The 12,913-nt window shown below is 60.5% G+C and carries 13 protein-coding genes; 5 read left to right on the top strand and 8 right to left on the bottom strand.

The features are described 5' to 3' along the window. Positions 1 to 25: 25 nt before the first annotated feature. Both tsaE and ACM1ZW_RS11555 read right to left on the bottom strand, forming a co-directional pair. Positions 26 to 496: a tRNA (adenosine(37)-N6)-threonylcarbamoyltransferase complex ATPase subunit type 1 TsaE gene (gene tsaE / locus ACM1ZW_RS11560; protein WP_416740570.1), complete on the bottom strand. Its 471-nt coding sequence runs from the start codon at positions 494 to 496 to the stop codon at positions 26 to 28. Further along, a complete protein-coding gene (locus tag ACM1ZW_RS11555) occupies positions 484 to 1,983 on the bottom strand; it encodes an NAD(P)H-hydrate dehydratase (RefSeq protein WP_416740569.1) in 1,500 nt (499 codons plus the stop codon). Before ACM1ZW_RS11555 ends, tsaE begins: the two co-directional genes overlap by 13 nt. 63 nt (positions 1,984 to 2,046) lie before the next feature. Here ACM1ZW_RS11555 and queG point away from each other — a divergent pair, with 63 nt between their 5' ends. Then, positions 2,047 to 3,126, top strand: a complete 1,080-nt coding sequence (gene queG / locus ACM1ZW_RS11550) for a tRNA epoxyqueuosine(34) reductase QueG (protein WP_416740567.1) — start codon at positions 2,047 to 2,049, stop codon at positions 3,124 to 3,126. Here the strand turns inward: queG and ACM1ZW_RS11545 are convergent. Continuing rightward, positions 3,108 to 3,719 (bottom strand): trimeric intracellular cation channel family protein, encoded by a 612-nt coding sequence (locus ACM1ZW_RS11545; RefSeq protein ID WP_017336246.1) that lies wholly within the window; start codon positions 3,717 to 3,719, stop codon positions 3,108 to 3,110. The two genes, queG and ACM1ZW_RS11545, sit on opposite strands and share 19 nt — an antisense overlap. 232 nt (positions 3,720 to 3,951) lie before the next feature. Beyond that, positions 3,952 to 4,494 carry an oligoribonuclease gene (gene orn / locus ACM1ZW_RS11540; protein WP_007995036.1) on the bottom strand — a complete coding sequence of 181 codons (543 nt, stop codon included), beginning with the start codon at positions 4,492 to 4,494 and terminating at the stop codon, positions 3,952 to 3,954. A gap of 107 nt (positions 4,495 to 4,601) precedes the next feature. Here orn and rsgA point away from each other — a divergent pair, with 107 nt between their 5' ends. After that, on the top strand, positions 4,602 to 5,633 hold the full coding sequence (gene rsgA, locus ACM1ZW_RS11535; protein ID WP_416740566.1) for a small ribosomal subunit biogenesis GTPase RsgA: 1,032 nt from the start codon (positions 4,602 to 4,604) through the stop codon (positions 5,631 to 5,633). Between the two features lie 44 nt (positions 5,634 to 5,677). On the opposite strand, the gene ACM1ZW_RS11530 is transcribed toward rsgA, so the two are convergent. The 3 genes from ACM1ZW_RS11530 to motA all read right to left on the bottom strand — a co-directional run bounded on the left by ACM1ZW_RS11530 (position 5,678) and on the right by motA (position 8,875). Then, positions 5,678 to 6,900 (bottom strand): IS3 family transposase gene (locus tag ACM1ZW_RS11530; protein ID WP_416739011.1). Its coding sequence is split into 2 segments (ribosomal slippage): positions 5,678 to 6,549 and positions 6,549 to 6,900, totalling 1,224 coding nucleotides; the frame shifts between segments, so codons are not numbered across the junction. A 97-nt stretch (positions 6,901 to 6,997) separates the two neighbouring features. Next, complete coding sequence (motB, locus tag ACM1ZW_RS11525; RefSeq protein WP_416740565.1) at positions 6,998 to 8,020, bottom strand: flagellar motor protein MotB; 1,023 nt, start codon at positions 8,018 to 8,020, stop codon at positions 6,998 to 7,000. Between the two features lie 3 nt (positions 8,021 to 8,023). Beyond that, complete coding sequence (motA, locus tag ACM1ZW_RS11520; RefSeq protein WP_017336243.1) at positions 8,024 to 8,875, bottom strand: flagellar motor stator protein MotA; 852 nt, start codon at positions 8,873 to 8,875, stop codon at positions 8,024 to 8,026. Between the two features lie 166 nt (positions 8,876 to 9,041). Here motA and ACM1ZW_RS11515 point away from each other — a divergent pair, with 166 nt between their 5' ends. From ACM1ZW_RS11515 to asd, 3 genes are read left to right on the top strand one after another with little or no spacing between them, the layout of a single operon-like run. Then, complete coding sequence (locus ACM1ZW_RS11515) at positions 9,042 to 10,580, top strand: HDOD domain-containing protein (protein WP_414879989.1); 1,539 nt, start codon at positions 9,042 to 9,044, stop codon at positions 10,578 to 10,580. A gap of 39 nt (positions 10,581 to 10,619) precedes the next feature. After that, positions 10,620 to 11,435 carry a rhodanese-like domain-containing protein gene (locus tag ACM1ZW_RS11510; RefSeq protein WP_017336241.1) on the top strand — a complete coding sequence of 272 codons (816 nt, stop codon included), beginning with the start codon at positions 10,620 to 10,622 and terminating at the stop codon, positions 11,433 to 11,435. 18 nt (positions 11,436 to 11,453) lie between these two features. Beyond that, a complete protein-coding gene (gene asd / locus ACM1ZW_RS11505) occupies positions 11,454 to 12,314 on the top strand; it encodes an archaetidylserine decarboxylase (RefSeq protein WP_008040415.1) in 861 nt (286 codons plus the stop codon). 57 nt (positions 12,315 to 12,371) lie between these two features. Here the strand turns inward: asd and ACM1ZW_RS11500 are convergent, their stop codons facing one another. Further along, complete coding sequence (locus ACM1ZW_RS11500; protein WP_031318316.1) at positions 12,372 to 12,773, bottom strand: hypothetical protein; 402 nt, start codon at positions 12,771 to 12,773, stop codon at positions 12,372 to 12,374. Between the last annotated feature and the right edge of the window lie 140 nt (positions 12,774 to 12,913).

Genomic DNA, 12,913 nt, shown 5'->3' with positions numbered 1-12,913 from the left:
GAAAGCGCATACCTGACCCCATCATTTAATTGGATTCCAATGCCAAAGCGGCACACCACGACTCGCCACGCGAGCCCTGGGACAAAATTTTCAGCGAACGCCCGCTGCCTTGCGGGCTAATGGTAATGGTCAGGTCGGGCTTTGGCAAAAAGCCTGCACCTTTGCGGGGCCATTCGATCAGGCATAACGCGTCGTCTTCGAAGTAGTCGCGGATGCCGAGGTACTCCAGTTCTTCAGGGTCGACCAAGCGATAGAGATCGAAATGGAAGGCGCGGATGTCACCGATCTCGTAGGGCTCGACCAGCGTGAAGGTCGGACTTTTAACCGCGCCTGCATGCCCCAGGCCCCGGATGATGCCCCGCGACAGCGTGGTCTTGCCCGCCCCCAGATCCCCTTCCAGAAAAATCAGACCGTGCCCTTGAGTGGTTTTTGCGATGCGCTCGCCAAATGCGGTCATCGCCTCTTCATCAGCCAGGTACAGGGTTACTTCAGACACGGTGCTTGCTCCTCCAACAACTGACGAATGGCTGGAATCAGATCACTGGCCGCCAGCCCACGGCCCGATTTACCTTGTTGCGCACCGGCATTGGCGTGCAGCCAGACCGCCAGGCAAGCGGCGTCGTACGCATTCATGCCTTGCGCCAGCAATGCGCCAACCAATCCAGCCAGCACATCGCCCAGACCAGCGGTGGCCATGGCCGGGTGGCCTTGATGACACAACGCCAGGCGCCCGTCGGGACTGGCGATCAGGCTGCCGGCGCCTTTCAGAATCACGACAGCTGTGTATTTTTTGCTCAATGCGTGAGCGGCGGACGGACGGTCAGCCTGAACTTCAGCGGTACTTATCCCGAGCAACCGCGCCGCCTCCCCTGGATGCGGGGTGATCACGCAGTCCATGGGCAAGCTCACATGTTGTTCGGCCAGCAGGTTCAGCGCGTCGGCGTCCCATACCTGCGGCAACGGCGCATTGGCCGCCGCCGACAACAGACTGCGCCCCCACGAAGCCTGCCCCAGGCCCGGCCCCACTACCAGCACGGAAACCTTTTGCAGCAATCCCATCAACTGATTGGCTGACGAAGTGCCCATTACCATGGCTTCGGGGATTCGGGCGAGTGCTGCGGGCACATGCTCGCTGCGGGTGGCCACCGAAACCATGCCGGCCCCACTGCGCAGGGCACTTTGCGCGCTCAACAAAATGGCACCGCCAAAGCCGCGATCCCCGCCGATCAACAAAACATGGCCGAATTTGCCTTTATGGGCAGTCGGCGCGCGATCCGCCAAACGCGGCAAATTGCCGGCCGTCAGGCGACGCGCACTGACGCCAATCCCGTTGTACGACTCGGGAGAAGCCTGCAGATCATTGAAAACCAACTCACCCACCACGTCCGCCGCTTCGCCCGTGAACAGCCCCAACTTCAAACCGATGAAGGTCACGGTCAGATTCGCCCGAACGGCCACGCCGAGCACACGCCCTGTATCGGCACACAGTCCCGAAGGAATGTCCACGGCAGCAACCGGCAGATCGCTGGCATTGATCGCGGCGATGACACTGGCGTAAGGCTCTCGCACCTCGCCTGTCAGACCGGTGCCCAGCAAGGCGTCCAACACGACACCGCGCAAATCGGATTGCGCGCTCCAGGCTTGAACGGCAACGCCTTCGGACAGGGCCTCGGCGTGGGCCAACCCGGCATCGCCCTGCAAACGCTGAGGATCACCCGCCGCCAATACGCGCACATGCCAGCCGGCACGCCGGGCCAACACCGCCACCAGATAGCCATCACCGGCGTTATTGCCTTGACCGGCGACTACCGTCAGCTCGTTGGCCGTCGGCCACTGTCGGACCAGCGCACGCCAGGTCGCCCGTGCCGCACGGTGCATCAATTCGAAGCCCGGCGTACCCGCCGCAATCAGGCTCGCATCGAGGGCTCGCACTTGTGCGGCGCTGTACAGCGCGTCGGGTAAATCATCTTTAGTGTGCGGCATGCGTCTTCGGGCTCCGATGTCTGGCAGAATTATACGCACCTCAGCTCCGGTTTCTCTCGCCTCATGCCTGCTATTACCACAGACCTGCCCGCCCTCGCCCAATCCATCAAGGACTGGGGCCGCGAGCTGGGCTTTCAGCAAGTCGGCATCAGCGGCCTGGACCTGGCCGAGCATGAACAGCACCTGGAGCGCTGGCTTGCGGCCGGCTACCACGGCGAAATGGACTACATGGGTGCCCACGGCACTAAACGCTCACACCCGGAAGAGCTCGTGCCCGGTACGCTTCGGGTGGTGTCCCTGCGCATGGATTACCTGCCGGGTGATACTGAAATGGCCAAACGCCTCGCCCAACCGGAAAAAGCCTACGTGTCGCGTTATGCCTTGGGCCGCGATTACCACAAATTGATCCGTAAACGTGTGCAACAACTGGCAGAAAAGATTCAGGCGGTCATCGGCCCGTTCGGCTACCGCGCGTTTGTCGACAGTGCGCCGGTGCTGGAAAAAGCCATTGCGGAACAGGCGGGCCTTGGATGGATCGGCAAAAATACCCTGGTCTTGAATCGCAAGGCCGGCAGTTATTTCTTCCTCAGTGAGCTGTTTGTCGACTTGCCGCTGCCCATCGACCCGCCCCACAGCACCGAACATTGCGGCCGCTGCACCGCGTGCCTCGACATCTGCCCGACCAACGCCTTTGTCGGGCCTTATGTGCTGGATGCCCGACGTTGCATTTCCTACCTGACCATCGAACTGAAAAGCGCGATCCCCGAAGACTTGCGGCCATTGATCGGCAATCGGGTCTTCGGCTGCGACGACTGCCAGATCGTCTGCCCCTGGAACCGCTTCGCTCGCCCGTCCGGCGAAAGCGACTTCAAGCCACGGCACAATCTGGACAACGCCGAACTGGCGGAGCTGTTTATGTGGGACGAAGACAAGTTCCTCAGCAGCACTGAAGGCTCGCCGTTACGGCGTGCCGGTTATGAGCGCTGGTTGCGGAATCTGGCGGTGGGCCTGGGGAATGCGCCGTCGAGCATTCCGGTGCTGGAAGCGTTGAAGGCGCGGCGCGAGTATCCGTCGGAACTGGTTCGCGAGCATGTGGAATGGGCGTTGAAGCAACACGCCGAACGTCAGGCTTCGTCGTTATAAACGAATTTCGGCATTTCCCAGTGGAAACGAATCGCCAACAACCTCAGCAGGAAGCCGCCGAACAGGGTGATCAGAATTGCCTGTTCTCCCGGCACGTTCAAATACAGGCACAGCATGTAGCACCACGCCGCCGCGAACGACACGCTGGCGTAGAGTTCGCGACGGAAGATCAGCGGGATGTCGTTACAGAAGATGTCGCGCAGAATGCCGCCGAATACCCCGGTGATCACGCCGCTGACCGAGGCCACCAGCATGCCGTGGCCCATTTCCAGGGCAGTCATGCAGCCGATCAGGGTGAACGCCACCAGGCCCACGGCGTCGAGCACCAGAAACAGTGAGCGCAAGTGACGCATCCAGCGCGCAGCGAAGACCGTGAACATGGCTGCAATCGATGTCAGCACCAGGTATTCCGGGTGTTTCACCCACGTCAGCGGGTAATGGCCGAGCAGCACGTCACGCACCGAACCACCGCCCAACGCCGTGATGCAGGCGATCAGCACCACGCCGAACCAGTCCATGCCCCGACGACCGGCAGACAGGGCACCGGTCATGGCTTCGGCGGTAATGGCGATCAGGTAAAGCATCAGCAACATGGTGGCGGTCCTTGCAGGAAGGCGCGCAGTCTAGCCATTTAGTCCCGGCACCAAAAGAGGGCAAGAACAGACACTGAGTACCTGTGGCGAGGACACTTGCTCCCGCTGGGCCGCGACGCGGCCCCAAAACCAGACACCTTGCTCTTTCAGATGTACCGCATCGACTGGGTTGCGACTGCTTCGCAGCCGAGCGGGAGCAAGCTCCCTCGCCACAAAAGCCCTCCGCCGCCAATCAGAACTTGATGAAATGCTTGCGGTAATGCTGCAACTCGGCGATGGATTCGCGGATGTCGTCCAACGCCAGGTGGGTGCTGCCTTTCTTGAAGCTGTCGCGCACGTCCGGCGCCCAGCGAGCGGCCAGTTCTTTCAGGGTCGAGACGTCGAGGTTGCGGTAGTGGAAATAGCTTTCCAGGGATTTCATGTGGGTATAAAGGAAGCGACGGTCCTGGCAAATGCTGTTGCCACAGATCGGCGACTTGCCCTTCGGCACCCACTTCTCCAGGAAGGCAATGGTCTCGGCTTCCGCTTCGGCCATGCTGATGCGGCTGTCGCGCACGCGCTGGGTCAGGCCCGAACCGCCGTGTTGACGGGTGTTCCACTCGTCCATGCCGGCGAGGATTTCATCACTGTGATGGATCGCGATCACCGGCCCTTCGGCCAAGGTGTTCAGATCGCTGTCGGTGACGATGGTGGCCATCTCGATGATGACGTCAGTATCAGGGTTCAGACCGGTCATTTCCAGGTCGATCCAGATCAGATTCTGCGGGTTTTGCATGTGTCGGCTCCTAGGCAATGCTGCGCAGTTTAGCCTAGGCCGGTGGCCGGGCGTGCTAAACTCGCGGCCGTTTTACCTAATCGCTGCATTCTTGATACGGAACACCCATGGCCAAACGCCAACTCAATCGTCGTCAAAACTGGCGCATCGAAAAGATTCAGGGCGAACGCGCTGCACGCGCCGCCAAACGCGAGTCCTCGGCTGTCGAGGCACTCGAAGGTGGCGACCTGGGTCCGGAACAGACCGGCCTGGTGATCGCGCACTTCGGTGTGCAGGTCGAAGTCGAAGCCCTCGATGGCGATTTGGCCGGACAGGTGTTCCGCTGCCACTTGCGCGCCAACCTGCCGGCGCTGGTGACCGGCGACCAGGTGGTCTGGCGTGCCGGCAACCAGGGTATCGGTGTGATCGTGGCGCAACTGCCGCGCAAGAACGAACTCTGCCGTCCGGACAGCCGTGGCCAGCTCAAGCCCGTAGCCGCCAACGTCGACATGATCGTCATCGTCTTCGCGCCACTGCCCGAGCCTCACGCCAACCTGATCGACCGCTATCTGGTCGCGGCGGAGCATGCCGGGATTCGGCCGCTGCTGCTGCTCAACAAATTCGACCTGATCGACGAGCAGAACGCCCCGGCGCTGAATGCCTTGCTCGCGGTTTACCGCACGCTGGGTTATCCGGTCCTCGAAGTGTCGGCGCACCATGGCAATGGCATGGAACAACTTCAGGAACAGCTGGACGGGCGCATCAGCGTGTTCGTCGGCCAGTCCGGCGTCGGCAAGTCGTCGCTGGTCAACAGCCTGCTGCCGGAAGTCGACACCCGCGTCGGCCCGTTGTCCGAGCTGTCCGGCCAAGGCACTCACACCACCACCACCGCGCGGTTGTTCCACTTCCCCGGTGGCGGAGAGCTGATCGACTCCCCGGGTATTCGTGAGTTCGGCCTCGGCCACGTCAGCCGCGCCGACGTCGAAGCCGGCTTCATCGAGTTCAACGACCTGATCGGCACCTGCCGCTTCCGCGACTGCAAGCACGACCGCGAGCCGGGTTGCGCATTGCTCAAGGCATTGGAAGAAGGCCGCGTGCAGCAGCAACGGATGAACAGCTATCGCTCGATCATCGCGAGTTTGCCGGAGAGCAGTTACTAAGCCGCTTCCTGCATGTCTAGTCCTGAAATAGGTTTACACCTGTTTCACCCTAACGCCCGATGCACCGCATCGGGCGTTTTGTATTTTAAAGAGAGGTGCGGCCGCTCCTGGTTGTAGATCGTGACGGCCTCTCGCACCATCTGTGTGGCCTGCGCAAAATCCGCAGGTCGGTGGATCAAGAACTCTGTTTTCAAGATGCCGTTGACCCGCTCTGCCAAGGCGTTTTGGTAGCAGTCGTAGCCGTCGGTCATCGAGCAAGTGATGCCATGCTTTGCGTGCATTTCTTGATAAAGGGCCGAGCAGTACTGGGCGCCTCGATCCGAGTGATGGACTAGTTTCTGAACGCTTCGACGTCGCTTCAAAGCCATTCGAAAGGCTTGCACCACGGAGTCGGTGTGCAGACTTTCATGCACGTGATAGCCGACTATTTTTCTCGAAAAGACATCCGTCACTAAACTCAAATAGGCAACGCCATCACGGGTAGGCAGGTACGTAATATCGGCCACCCAGACCTGTTCTGGGCCGGTAGCGACTATTTGTTCCGGGCTTGGTTTCAGCAGATTGGGGTGTCGGCGGAAGCGATGATGGCTGTCGGTCGTCTTGTGATACGCCCGTTTTCTGCGGACCAACTGGCGGCTTTCCCGCAAAACCGCGAACAAACGATCCCGGCCAACATGGAGCTCCTGTTGCTCACGCTGCTCATGCATCATCGAATGCAGCTTGCGAGTGCCGATGCACGGTTGGCGAACACGGACCTTCTCTACAAACGTTATGAGCTGCTGATCCTGGTCGGCCCGAGCCCTGTAGACCCGGTTGCGTTTGTAATAGGCCTGACGGCTTATTCCCATAAATTGGCAAGCCCTGCTGACACTCAGGGTTTGGGTTTGCGCAACGACTTGCCGGGTCGCTTTTTTACGACAGATACGCCGTAGTCATTTTTCAGAACATCGACCACGGCTTCAAAGAATTGGGCTTTCTGAGTTGCCAGCGCCAGTTGTTCTTCGAGTTCTTTGATTCTTTGCTCGGGAGTCAGTGGCAAGGTTGGCTCGTCCATAGGTCTGATCCTCTGGGAACGAATGGAGGCGCCTTGGCTCCAGTCCTGGCGACCATGTTTGCGTAACCAAACCAGCACCGTCGACCGACCCTGAATCCCATAGCGCCGCTGAGCCTCTTTATAACTCAACTCGCCTTTTTCGACCTGGTGGACAACCGATAATTTAAAAGCCAGTGTGTAATCACGCTGACTGCGCTTCGTGCCCGTATCCATTGCACCTTCCTGAAAAGAAGTCAGAAGGTGTAAACCTTATTCAGGACGGGACAGCAGAGACAAAAAAGCCGCGATCATCTCGCGGCTTTTTTGTGCGTCACTGTTTCGGCGGGTCTGCTGGCTTGGGATCATCAAACAGATTCAACCGCTCACGAAGCTCATGCGCCGGCAACGGCTCTTTATCCGCCGGCAACGCGTTCGGATCAGCTGGCGTGGCAGGCACCTCACCCGGGCCACCCTGCCCCTGGGTCGGCTCTGGCGTCGGTTCCGCGCCTTGCGAACCTTCGATGGCACGCTGGGCTTTCTTGGTCAGCACGACAATGTCGATTCGGCGGTTGACCGGGTTGAGCGGGTTCTCGCGATCGAACAAGGCCGACGAGGCATAACCGACCACTCGTGCGATCTGCTGTTCCGGATAACTGCCGGCCACCAGCGCACGGCGTGCGGCGTTGGCCCGGTTGGCCGAAAGCTCCCAGTTACCGAAGTCACCAGTGCCCGAGTACTGCTTGGCATCGGTGTGGCCGCTGATGCTGATCTTGTTCGGCACCGCTTTGATGGTGTCAGCCATGGCCAGCAGGATGTCTTCGAAGTAAGGCTTGAGACGCGCTGAACCCGAGTCGAACATCGGGCGGTTTTCGGCGTCCACGATCTGGATGCGCAAACCGTCCGGCGTGATCTCGAACAGAATCTGGTCCTTGAATTTCTTCAGCTGCGGGTTCTCTTCGACCTTGTTCTGCAATTCTTGCAGCAACAGTTCGAGGCGTTCCTTCTCCACCATCTCGGCCATGCCTTCGACCTGTTCGGCGTCGACAGTTACCTTGTCCGGCTGCGGCTGGGATTTCACCTCGGGGTTGAGGGTGTTTTCCGGCGCCAGGGTCGGCGTGCCGCCCAGGTCGATGACGTAAGGCGTGCCGCTTTCGGAAAAGCCGACCGGGTCCTTGAAGTAACCGGCGATGGCGATCTTCTGTTCCGGTGTTGCGGTAGACAGCAGCCACAGCACCAGGAAGAACGCCATCATCGCCGTCGCGAAGTCGGCGAAGGCGATTTTCCAGGCGCCCCCGTGATGCCCGCCGGCGATGCGCTTGACGCGCTTGATGATTATCGGCTGATTGTTTTCCATGGCTTAGCGACCGCGAACCGCTTGTTCCAGCTCAGCGAAGCTAGGACGGTGCGCCGGGTACAGAACCTTGCGCCCGAACTCTACCGCCAGCGATGGCGGCATGCCGGAAGCCGAAGCCACCAGCGAAGCCTTGATGGCTTCGTAGACATTCAGTTCTTCCTTGGCATCGTGGGCCAGGGAATGGGCCAGCGGACCGAAGAAACCGTAGGCGGCCAAAATACCGAAGAACGTACCGACCAGTGCCGCACCGACGTGCAGACCGATGGATTTCTGGTCGCCTTCGCCCAGGGACGCCATGGTCACCACGATACCCAATACCGCCGCAACGATACCGAAACCGGGCATGGCGTCGGCGATGCCGTTCACCGCGTGGGAGGGGTGCTCCAGGTCTTCCTTGAGATTGTAGAGCTCCATGTCGAACAGGCCTTCCAGCTCATGGGGAGCCATGTTGCCGGAGGACATGATGCGCAGGTAATCGCAGATGAACGCGGTCATGCGCTCGTCCTTGAGCACCGACGGGTACTTGGCGAAGATGGGACTCGCAGCGGCATCTTCGATGTCGCCTTCGATGGCCATCATGCCTTCGCGGCGGCTCTTGTTGAGGATCTCGTAGATCAGGCCCAACACTTCAAGGTAGTAGCCGTGATTGAACCGCGACCCGAACATGCTCAAGGACTTCTTGAGCACGTGCAGGGTCATGTAACCGGGGTTGGCCTGGAGGAATGCGCCAAGGGCCGCACCACCGATGATCAACACCTCGAAGGGTTGAATCAGGGCTGCAATCTTGCCGTGGGAGAGCACGTATCCGCCGAGCACGCTCGCGAATACGACGATGATGCCGATTATTTTAGCCATAGGTAGGAGAGCACTTACTGAGTCGGGTTCAAGGTCATATTCGGAAGTTAAAAAATCTCTTCTTCTACTTATCGGCAAAACTGCGCCAGACTATAGCCAGTTCAGGCGAAAAGCCAATTTGGCCCGCTCCAGGCATAGGTAATGCAGACGATGGTCGCGTCCAGACATGGCTAACGAAACGAACGTCCCAACTCCAAAACCCACCACACTCGAAGGCTGGGTCAAGCTTCTTGATGGTGTGCGCCTGCCGGTTCCGCAGGCCAGTCACGACCGTGTCTGCAAAGCCATCCGCGACGATCGCAGTTCCCTGCGCGATATCGCCGAGTTGATGCAAGACAGCCCCGCCCTGGCCTTGAGCGTGATCCGCGAAGCCAACCGGCACACCCACGGCAGCATGACCGAGCCGGCGGAAAACCTTGAGGTGGCGATCAATCGCCTCGGTTTGAAGCGCACCGAAGAACTGCTCGCCCGGCTGCCCGCGGAACCTGAATCGCAAATCCCCGTGGCCCTGCGTCAGTTGCAGATGATCAGTCAGCACGCGACGCAACAGGCCAACGGTTTTTTCGCCGCTCGCCTGGCGCGGCTGTGGCAGGACATCCACTGGGGCAGCCTGCTGTTTCTTTCGCCGCTGTGGCCCATGGCGTTGACCCATCCGCAGCTGCTTGAAGAATGGGAACTGCGGGTCATCCATAAAGGCGAGTCGGCCCGCAACGTCGAGAAACAATTGTTCGGCGTTCGCCTGCTGGAAATCGCTCAGGCGCTGGTGGATATCTGGCACCTGCCGATCTGGGTGCAGCAGGGTTACAAGTTGTTGCTCAACGAGCAGCGGGAACTGGTGAAAGTCCTGCGTATCGCCCGCGACAGCGATCATCCATTGCGCCAGCAGAACCGTCTTGATGACGATCCGACCCTTCGCCGCTGGCTCAATCAACCGGCCAACACCGTGTTGCTGGCCAACGGTCTGGCGCTGTCGGCGCAACAGGCCTGGGACAGTCCGCACAGCGAACGCTGGCAGTACCTGACCAGCCTTTACCTGCAAATGCCGATGGACGAAGTGCAGCAACAATTGCACCAGCAGGCCGCCAACAGTGCGCGTCAACACGCCATGCCCGACCTCTGGCACCCAGCCGTTGCGCTGCTCTGGCCGTGGGGCATGAACCGCGTTCACGCCGGACTGCTGCCAGCCCCGGCACCGACCGCCGAAGACCTGGCCAAGTGGCGCGCACAATGCGCCGAACTGCTGGTAGAGCCGAGTCGTTTCACCAATGCCATGCACTTGACCAACTCGGCCCGTGACGCGCTGGTCGCGTGCGGCATGCGTCGGGTGATGATCCTGATGGCCGACCGCACGCACGCCAATCTGCGCGTGCACCAGATCGCCGGGTTGCCGAAAGAAGCCGCGGGCCTGAATTTCGTGGTCAGCCAAAGCACCGTACTGCAACGCCTGCTTTCGCAACAGGCGCAGGTGCGCCTGTCTCCGGCCAACAACGCGCAATTTTCGGCCCTGCTGCCGGCCGGCCTGCGTTCGCAGTTCGGTGGCGAACACCTGCTGTTGCGCTCGCTGGTCAACAACGGCCGCGTGATCATGATCGTCGTGGCGGATCAGGGGGGCGGGCCGTTCTCGGAAATCACCGTGCAGGCCTTTGGCAAAACCGCGCAGTGCATCGAGAAAGCCCTGCACAGCTTTAGCCATCGCGGCCAATGACCCGCTACAATCCTCCCCTTTATGCCCTGGAGACCTCACATGTCTGACTTCTCTGGCTTGCCGCTGGTGATCGAGCCGAGCGACTTGCTCGCCCGTCTCGACGCCCGCGAACTGATTCTGGTGGACCTGACCAGCAGTGCCCGCTATGCCGAAGGGCATATTCCCGGTGCGCGTTTTGTCGATCCGAAACGCACGCAACTCGGACAGCCGCCGGCGCCAGGCTTGATGCCGCCGCACGCGGCACTCGAAGCGTTGTTCGGTGAGCTGGGCCACAACCCCGACGCGGTCTACGTCGTGTATGACGACGAAGGCGGCGGTTGGGCCGGGCGTTTTATCTGGCTGCTGGACGTCATCGGCCACAGCAAGTACCACTATGTCGATGGCGGCCTGACGGCGTGGCTGGCAGAAGGCTTGCCCATGTCGATCCAGATCCCTCCCGCGGTCGGCGGCCCGGTTGCCCTGACCCTGCACGATGAACCCACCGCCACCCGCGAGTACCTGCAAAGCCGTCTCGGTGCCCCCGACCTGGCGATCTGGGACGCGCGCGGGCCGCTGGAGTACTCCGGCGAGAAAGTCCTGGCGGCCAAGGCCGGACACATTCCCGGCGCGGTCAATTTCGAATGGACCGCGGGCATGGATCGGGCGCGGAACCTGCGCATCCGTACCGACATGCCGCAGATCCTCGAACAACTCGGGATCAGTAAAGACAAAGAAGTGATTACCCACTGCCAGACTCACCACCGTTCTGGTTTCACCTATCTGGTGGCCAAGTCCCTCGGTTATCCGCGGGTCAAAGGCTACGCCGGCTCCTGGGGCGAATGGGGCAACCATCCCGATACGCCTGTAGAGATTTAAGGTTTTTAAGGACAGTTAATGAATAAGCGTTTGTTTATCCTCAGCCAATACCTGCTGCCCCACCACTTGCTCTCGCGATTGGCCGGCTGCATCGCCGAATGCCGCGTGCGCTGGTTCAAGAATGCGTTCACCGCGTGGTTCGCCAAGCGCTATCAGGTGGACATGTCCCAGGCCCTGGTCGAAGACCTGACCGCCTACGAGCACTTCAACGCGTTCTTCACCCGCGCGTTGAAAGACGGCGCTCGTCCGCTGGACGAAACCCCGGGCGCGATCCTCAGCCCGGCCGACGGCGCGGTCAGCCAGCTCGGTCCGATCGAACACGGTCGCGTGTTCCAGGCCAAGGGCCACAGCTTCAGCGTGCTGGAGTTGCTGGGCGGTGACGCTGCCAACGCAGCGCCGTTCATGGGCGGTGATTTCGCGACCATTTACCTGTCACCGAAGGACTACCACCGCGTGCACATGCCGCTGGCCGGCACATTGCGCGAGATGGTCTACATTCCAGGCCGGATTTTCTCGGTCAATCAGACCACCGCTGAAAACGTTCCGGAATTGTTTGCCCGCAACGAGCGTGTGGCGTGCATTTTCGACACCGAGCGCGGGCCGATGGCCGTGGTGCTGGTGGGCGCGATGATCGTCGCATCGATCGAAACCGTCTGGGCGGGCCTGGTGACGCCACCGAAGCGCGAGCTGAAAACCTTCCGCTACGACGAAGCGGCTCGTGCGCCGATCCACCTGGAAAAAGGTGCGGAACTGGGTCGTTTCAAGCTGGGTTCGACGGCTGTAGTGCTGTTCGGCCCTGATCAAGTGCAGTGGGCTGAAGAACTGGCGGCCGGTTCGCCGGTGCAGATGGGCCAGGGCATGGGCCTGCCAAAAGCCTGATCCCCTGATCCGAACCCCACGAACGTCTTCGTGGGGTCGGACATTTCGGTGGTGCCCCTACTCTATCTGTCCACGAAAACCGATCGGTCCTTCGTTGGCGTAGGTATTGGTGCCACTGAGGTTTTTCCCTCCATCACTGGAGGTCACGCTCAACGCGACAACGTTCTGATTGTCCCGGCCCCCGATGACCCACTTGCCACCCGGATGCCATGGAGCGTCGTTACCGCCCCACTGGTTTTCAACGTTGTACTGGTTCTGGCCCGTGCGCTGAGCCTTGAAGCCAATGGGACCTTCACCCGCGTACGTCATGGTGCCGGTGAAGCTCTTGCCGCCATCGCTCGACTTGATCTCGATCGCGACAACCTTCTGGTTGTCCCGCGCGCCTAACGTCCAGTCTCCGCCCGGATGCCAGGGTGCAGAACTACCGCCCCATTGATTTGCCACTACGTATCTAGACATAAACTTCATCTCCTTGAAGTTACGAGAGACCTGCCCGGCACAGGCAGCAGGCCGTACGACCGTGCGTATCCAGTCGCACGTCTGTCAGATTAGTAGCACACTCGAACCTCACTCGGCTGACAGACAAACGGTCGCCGACC

This window comes from Pseudomonas sp. NFX71, assembly GCF_048079215.1.
GTDB classification, from domain to species: domain Bacteria; phylum Pseudomonadota; class Gammaproteobacteria; order Pseudomonadales; family Pseudomonadaceae; genus Aquipseudomonas; species Aquipseudomonas fluorescens_B.
The sequence above is the reverse complement of the archived record's forward strand: the minus strand, read 5'-3'. Positions and strand labels throughout refer to the sequence as shown.

What these genes read in the sequence shown, in the direction of transcription:
- ACM1ZW_RS11510 (WP_017336241.1), top strand. Translation starts at nt 10,620, where the DNA reads ATGTCTGACTTCTCTGGCTTGCCGCTGGTGATCGAGCCGAGCGACTTG.
- ACM1ZW_RS11500 (WP_031318316.1), bottom strand. Translation starts at nt 12,773, where the DNA reads ATGTCTAGATACGTAGTGGCAAATCAATGGGGCGGTAGTTCTGCACCC.
- ACM1ZW_RS11545 (WP_017336246.1), bottom strand. Translation starts at nt 3,719, where the DNA reads ATGTTGCTGATGCTTTACCTGATCGCCATTACCGCCGAAGCCATGACC.
- queG (WP_416740567.1), top strand. Translation starts at nt 2,047, where the DNA reads ATGCCTGCTATTACCACAGACCTGCCCGCCCTCGCCCAATCCATCAAG.
- asd (WP_008040415.1), top strand. Translation starts at nt 11,454, where the DNA reads ATGAATAAGCGTTTGTTTATCCTCAGCCAATACCTGCTGCCCCACCAC.
- ACM1ZW_RS11555 (WP_416740569.1), bottom strand. Translation starts at nt 1,983, where the DNA reads ATGCCGCACACTAAAGATGATTTACCCGACGCGCTGTACAGCGCCGCA.
- motA (WP_017336243.1), bottom strand. Translation starts at nt 8,875, where the DNA reads ATGGCTAAAATAATCGGCATCATCGTCGTATTCGCGAGCGTGCTCGGC.
- orn (WP_007995036.1), bottom strand. Translation starts at nt 4,494, where the DNA reads ATGCAAAACCCGCAGAATCTGATCTGGATCGACCTGGAAATGACCGGT.
- ACM1ZW_RS11515 (WP_414879989.1), top strand. Translation starts at nt 9,042, where the DNA reads ATGGCTAACGAAACGAACGTCCCAACTCCAAAACCCACCACACTCGAA.
- motB (WP_416740565.1), bottom strand. Translation starts at nt 8,020, where the DNA reads ATGGAAAACAATCAGCCGATAATCATCAAGCGCGTCAAGCGCATCGCC.
- rsgA (WP_416740566.1), top strand. Translation starts at nt 4,602, where the DNA reads ATGGCCAAACGCCAACTCAATCGTCGTCAAAACTGGCGCATCGAAAAG.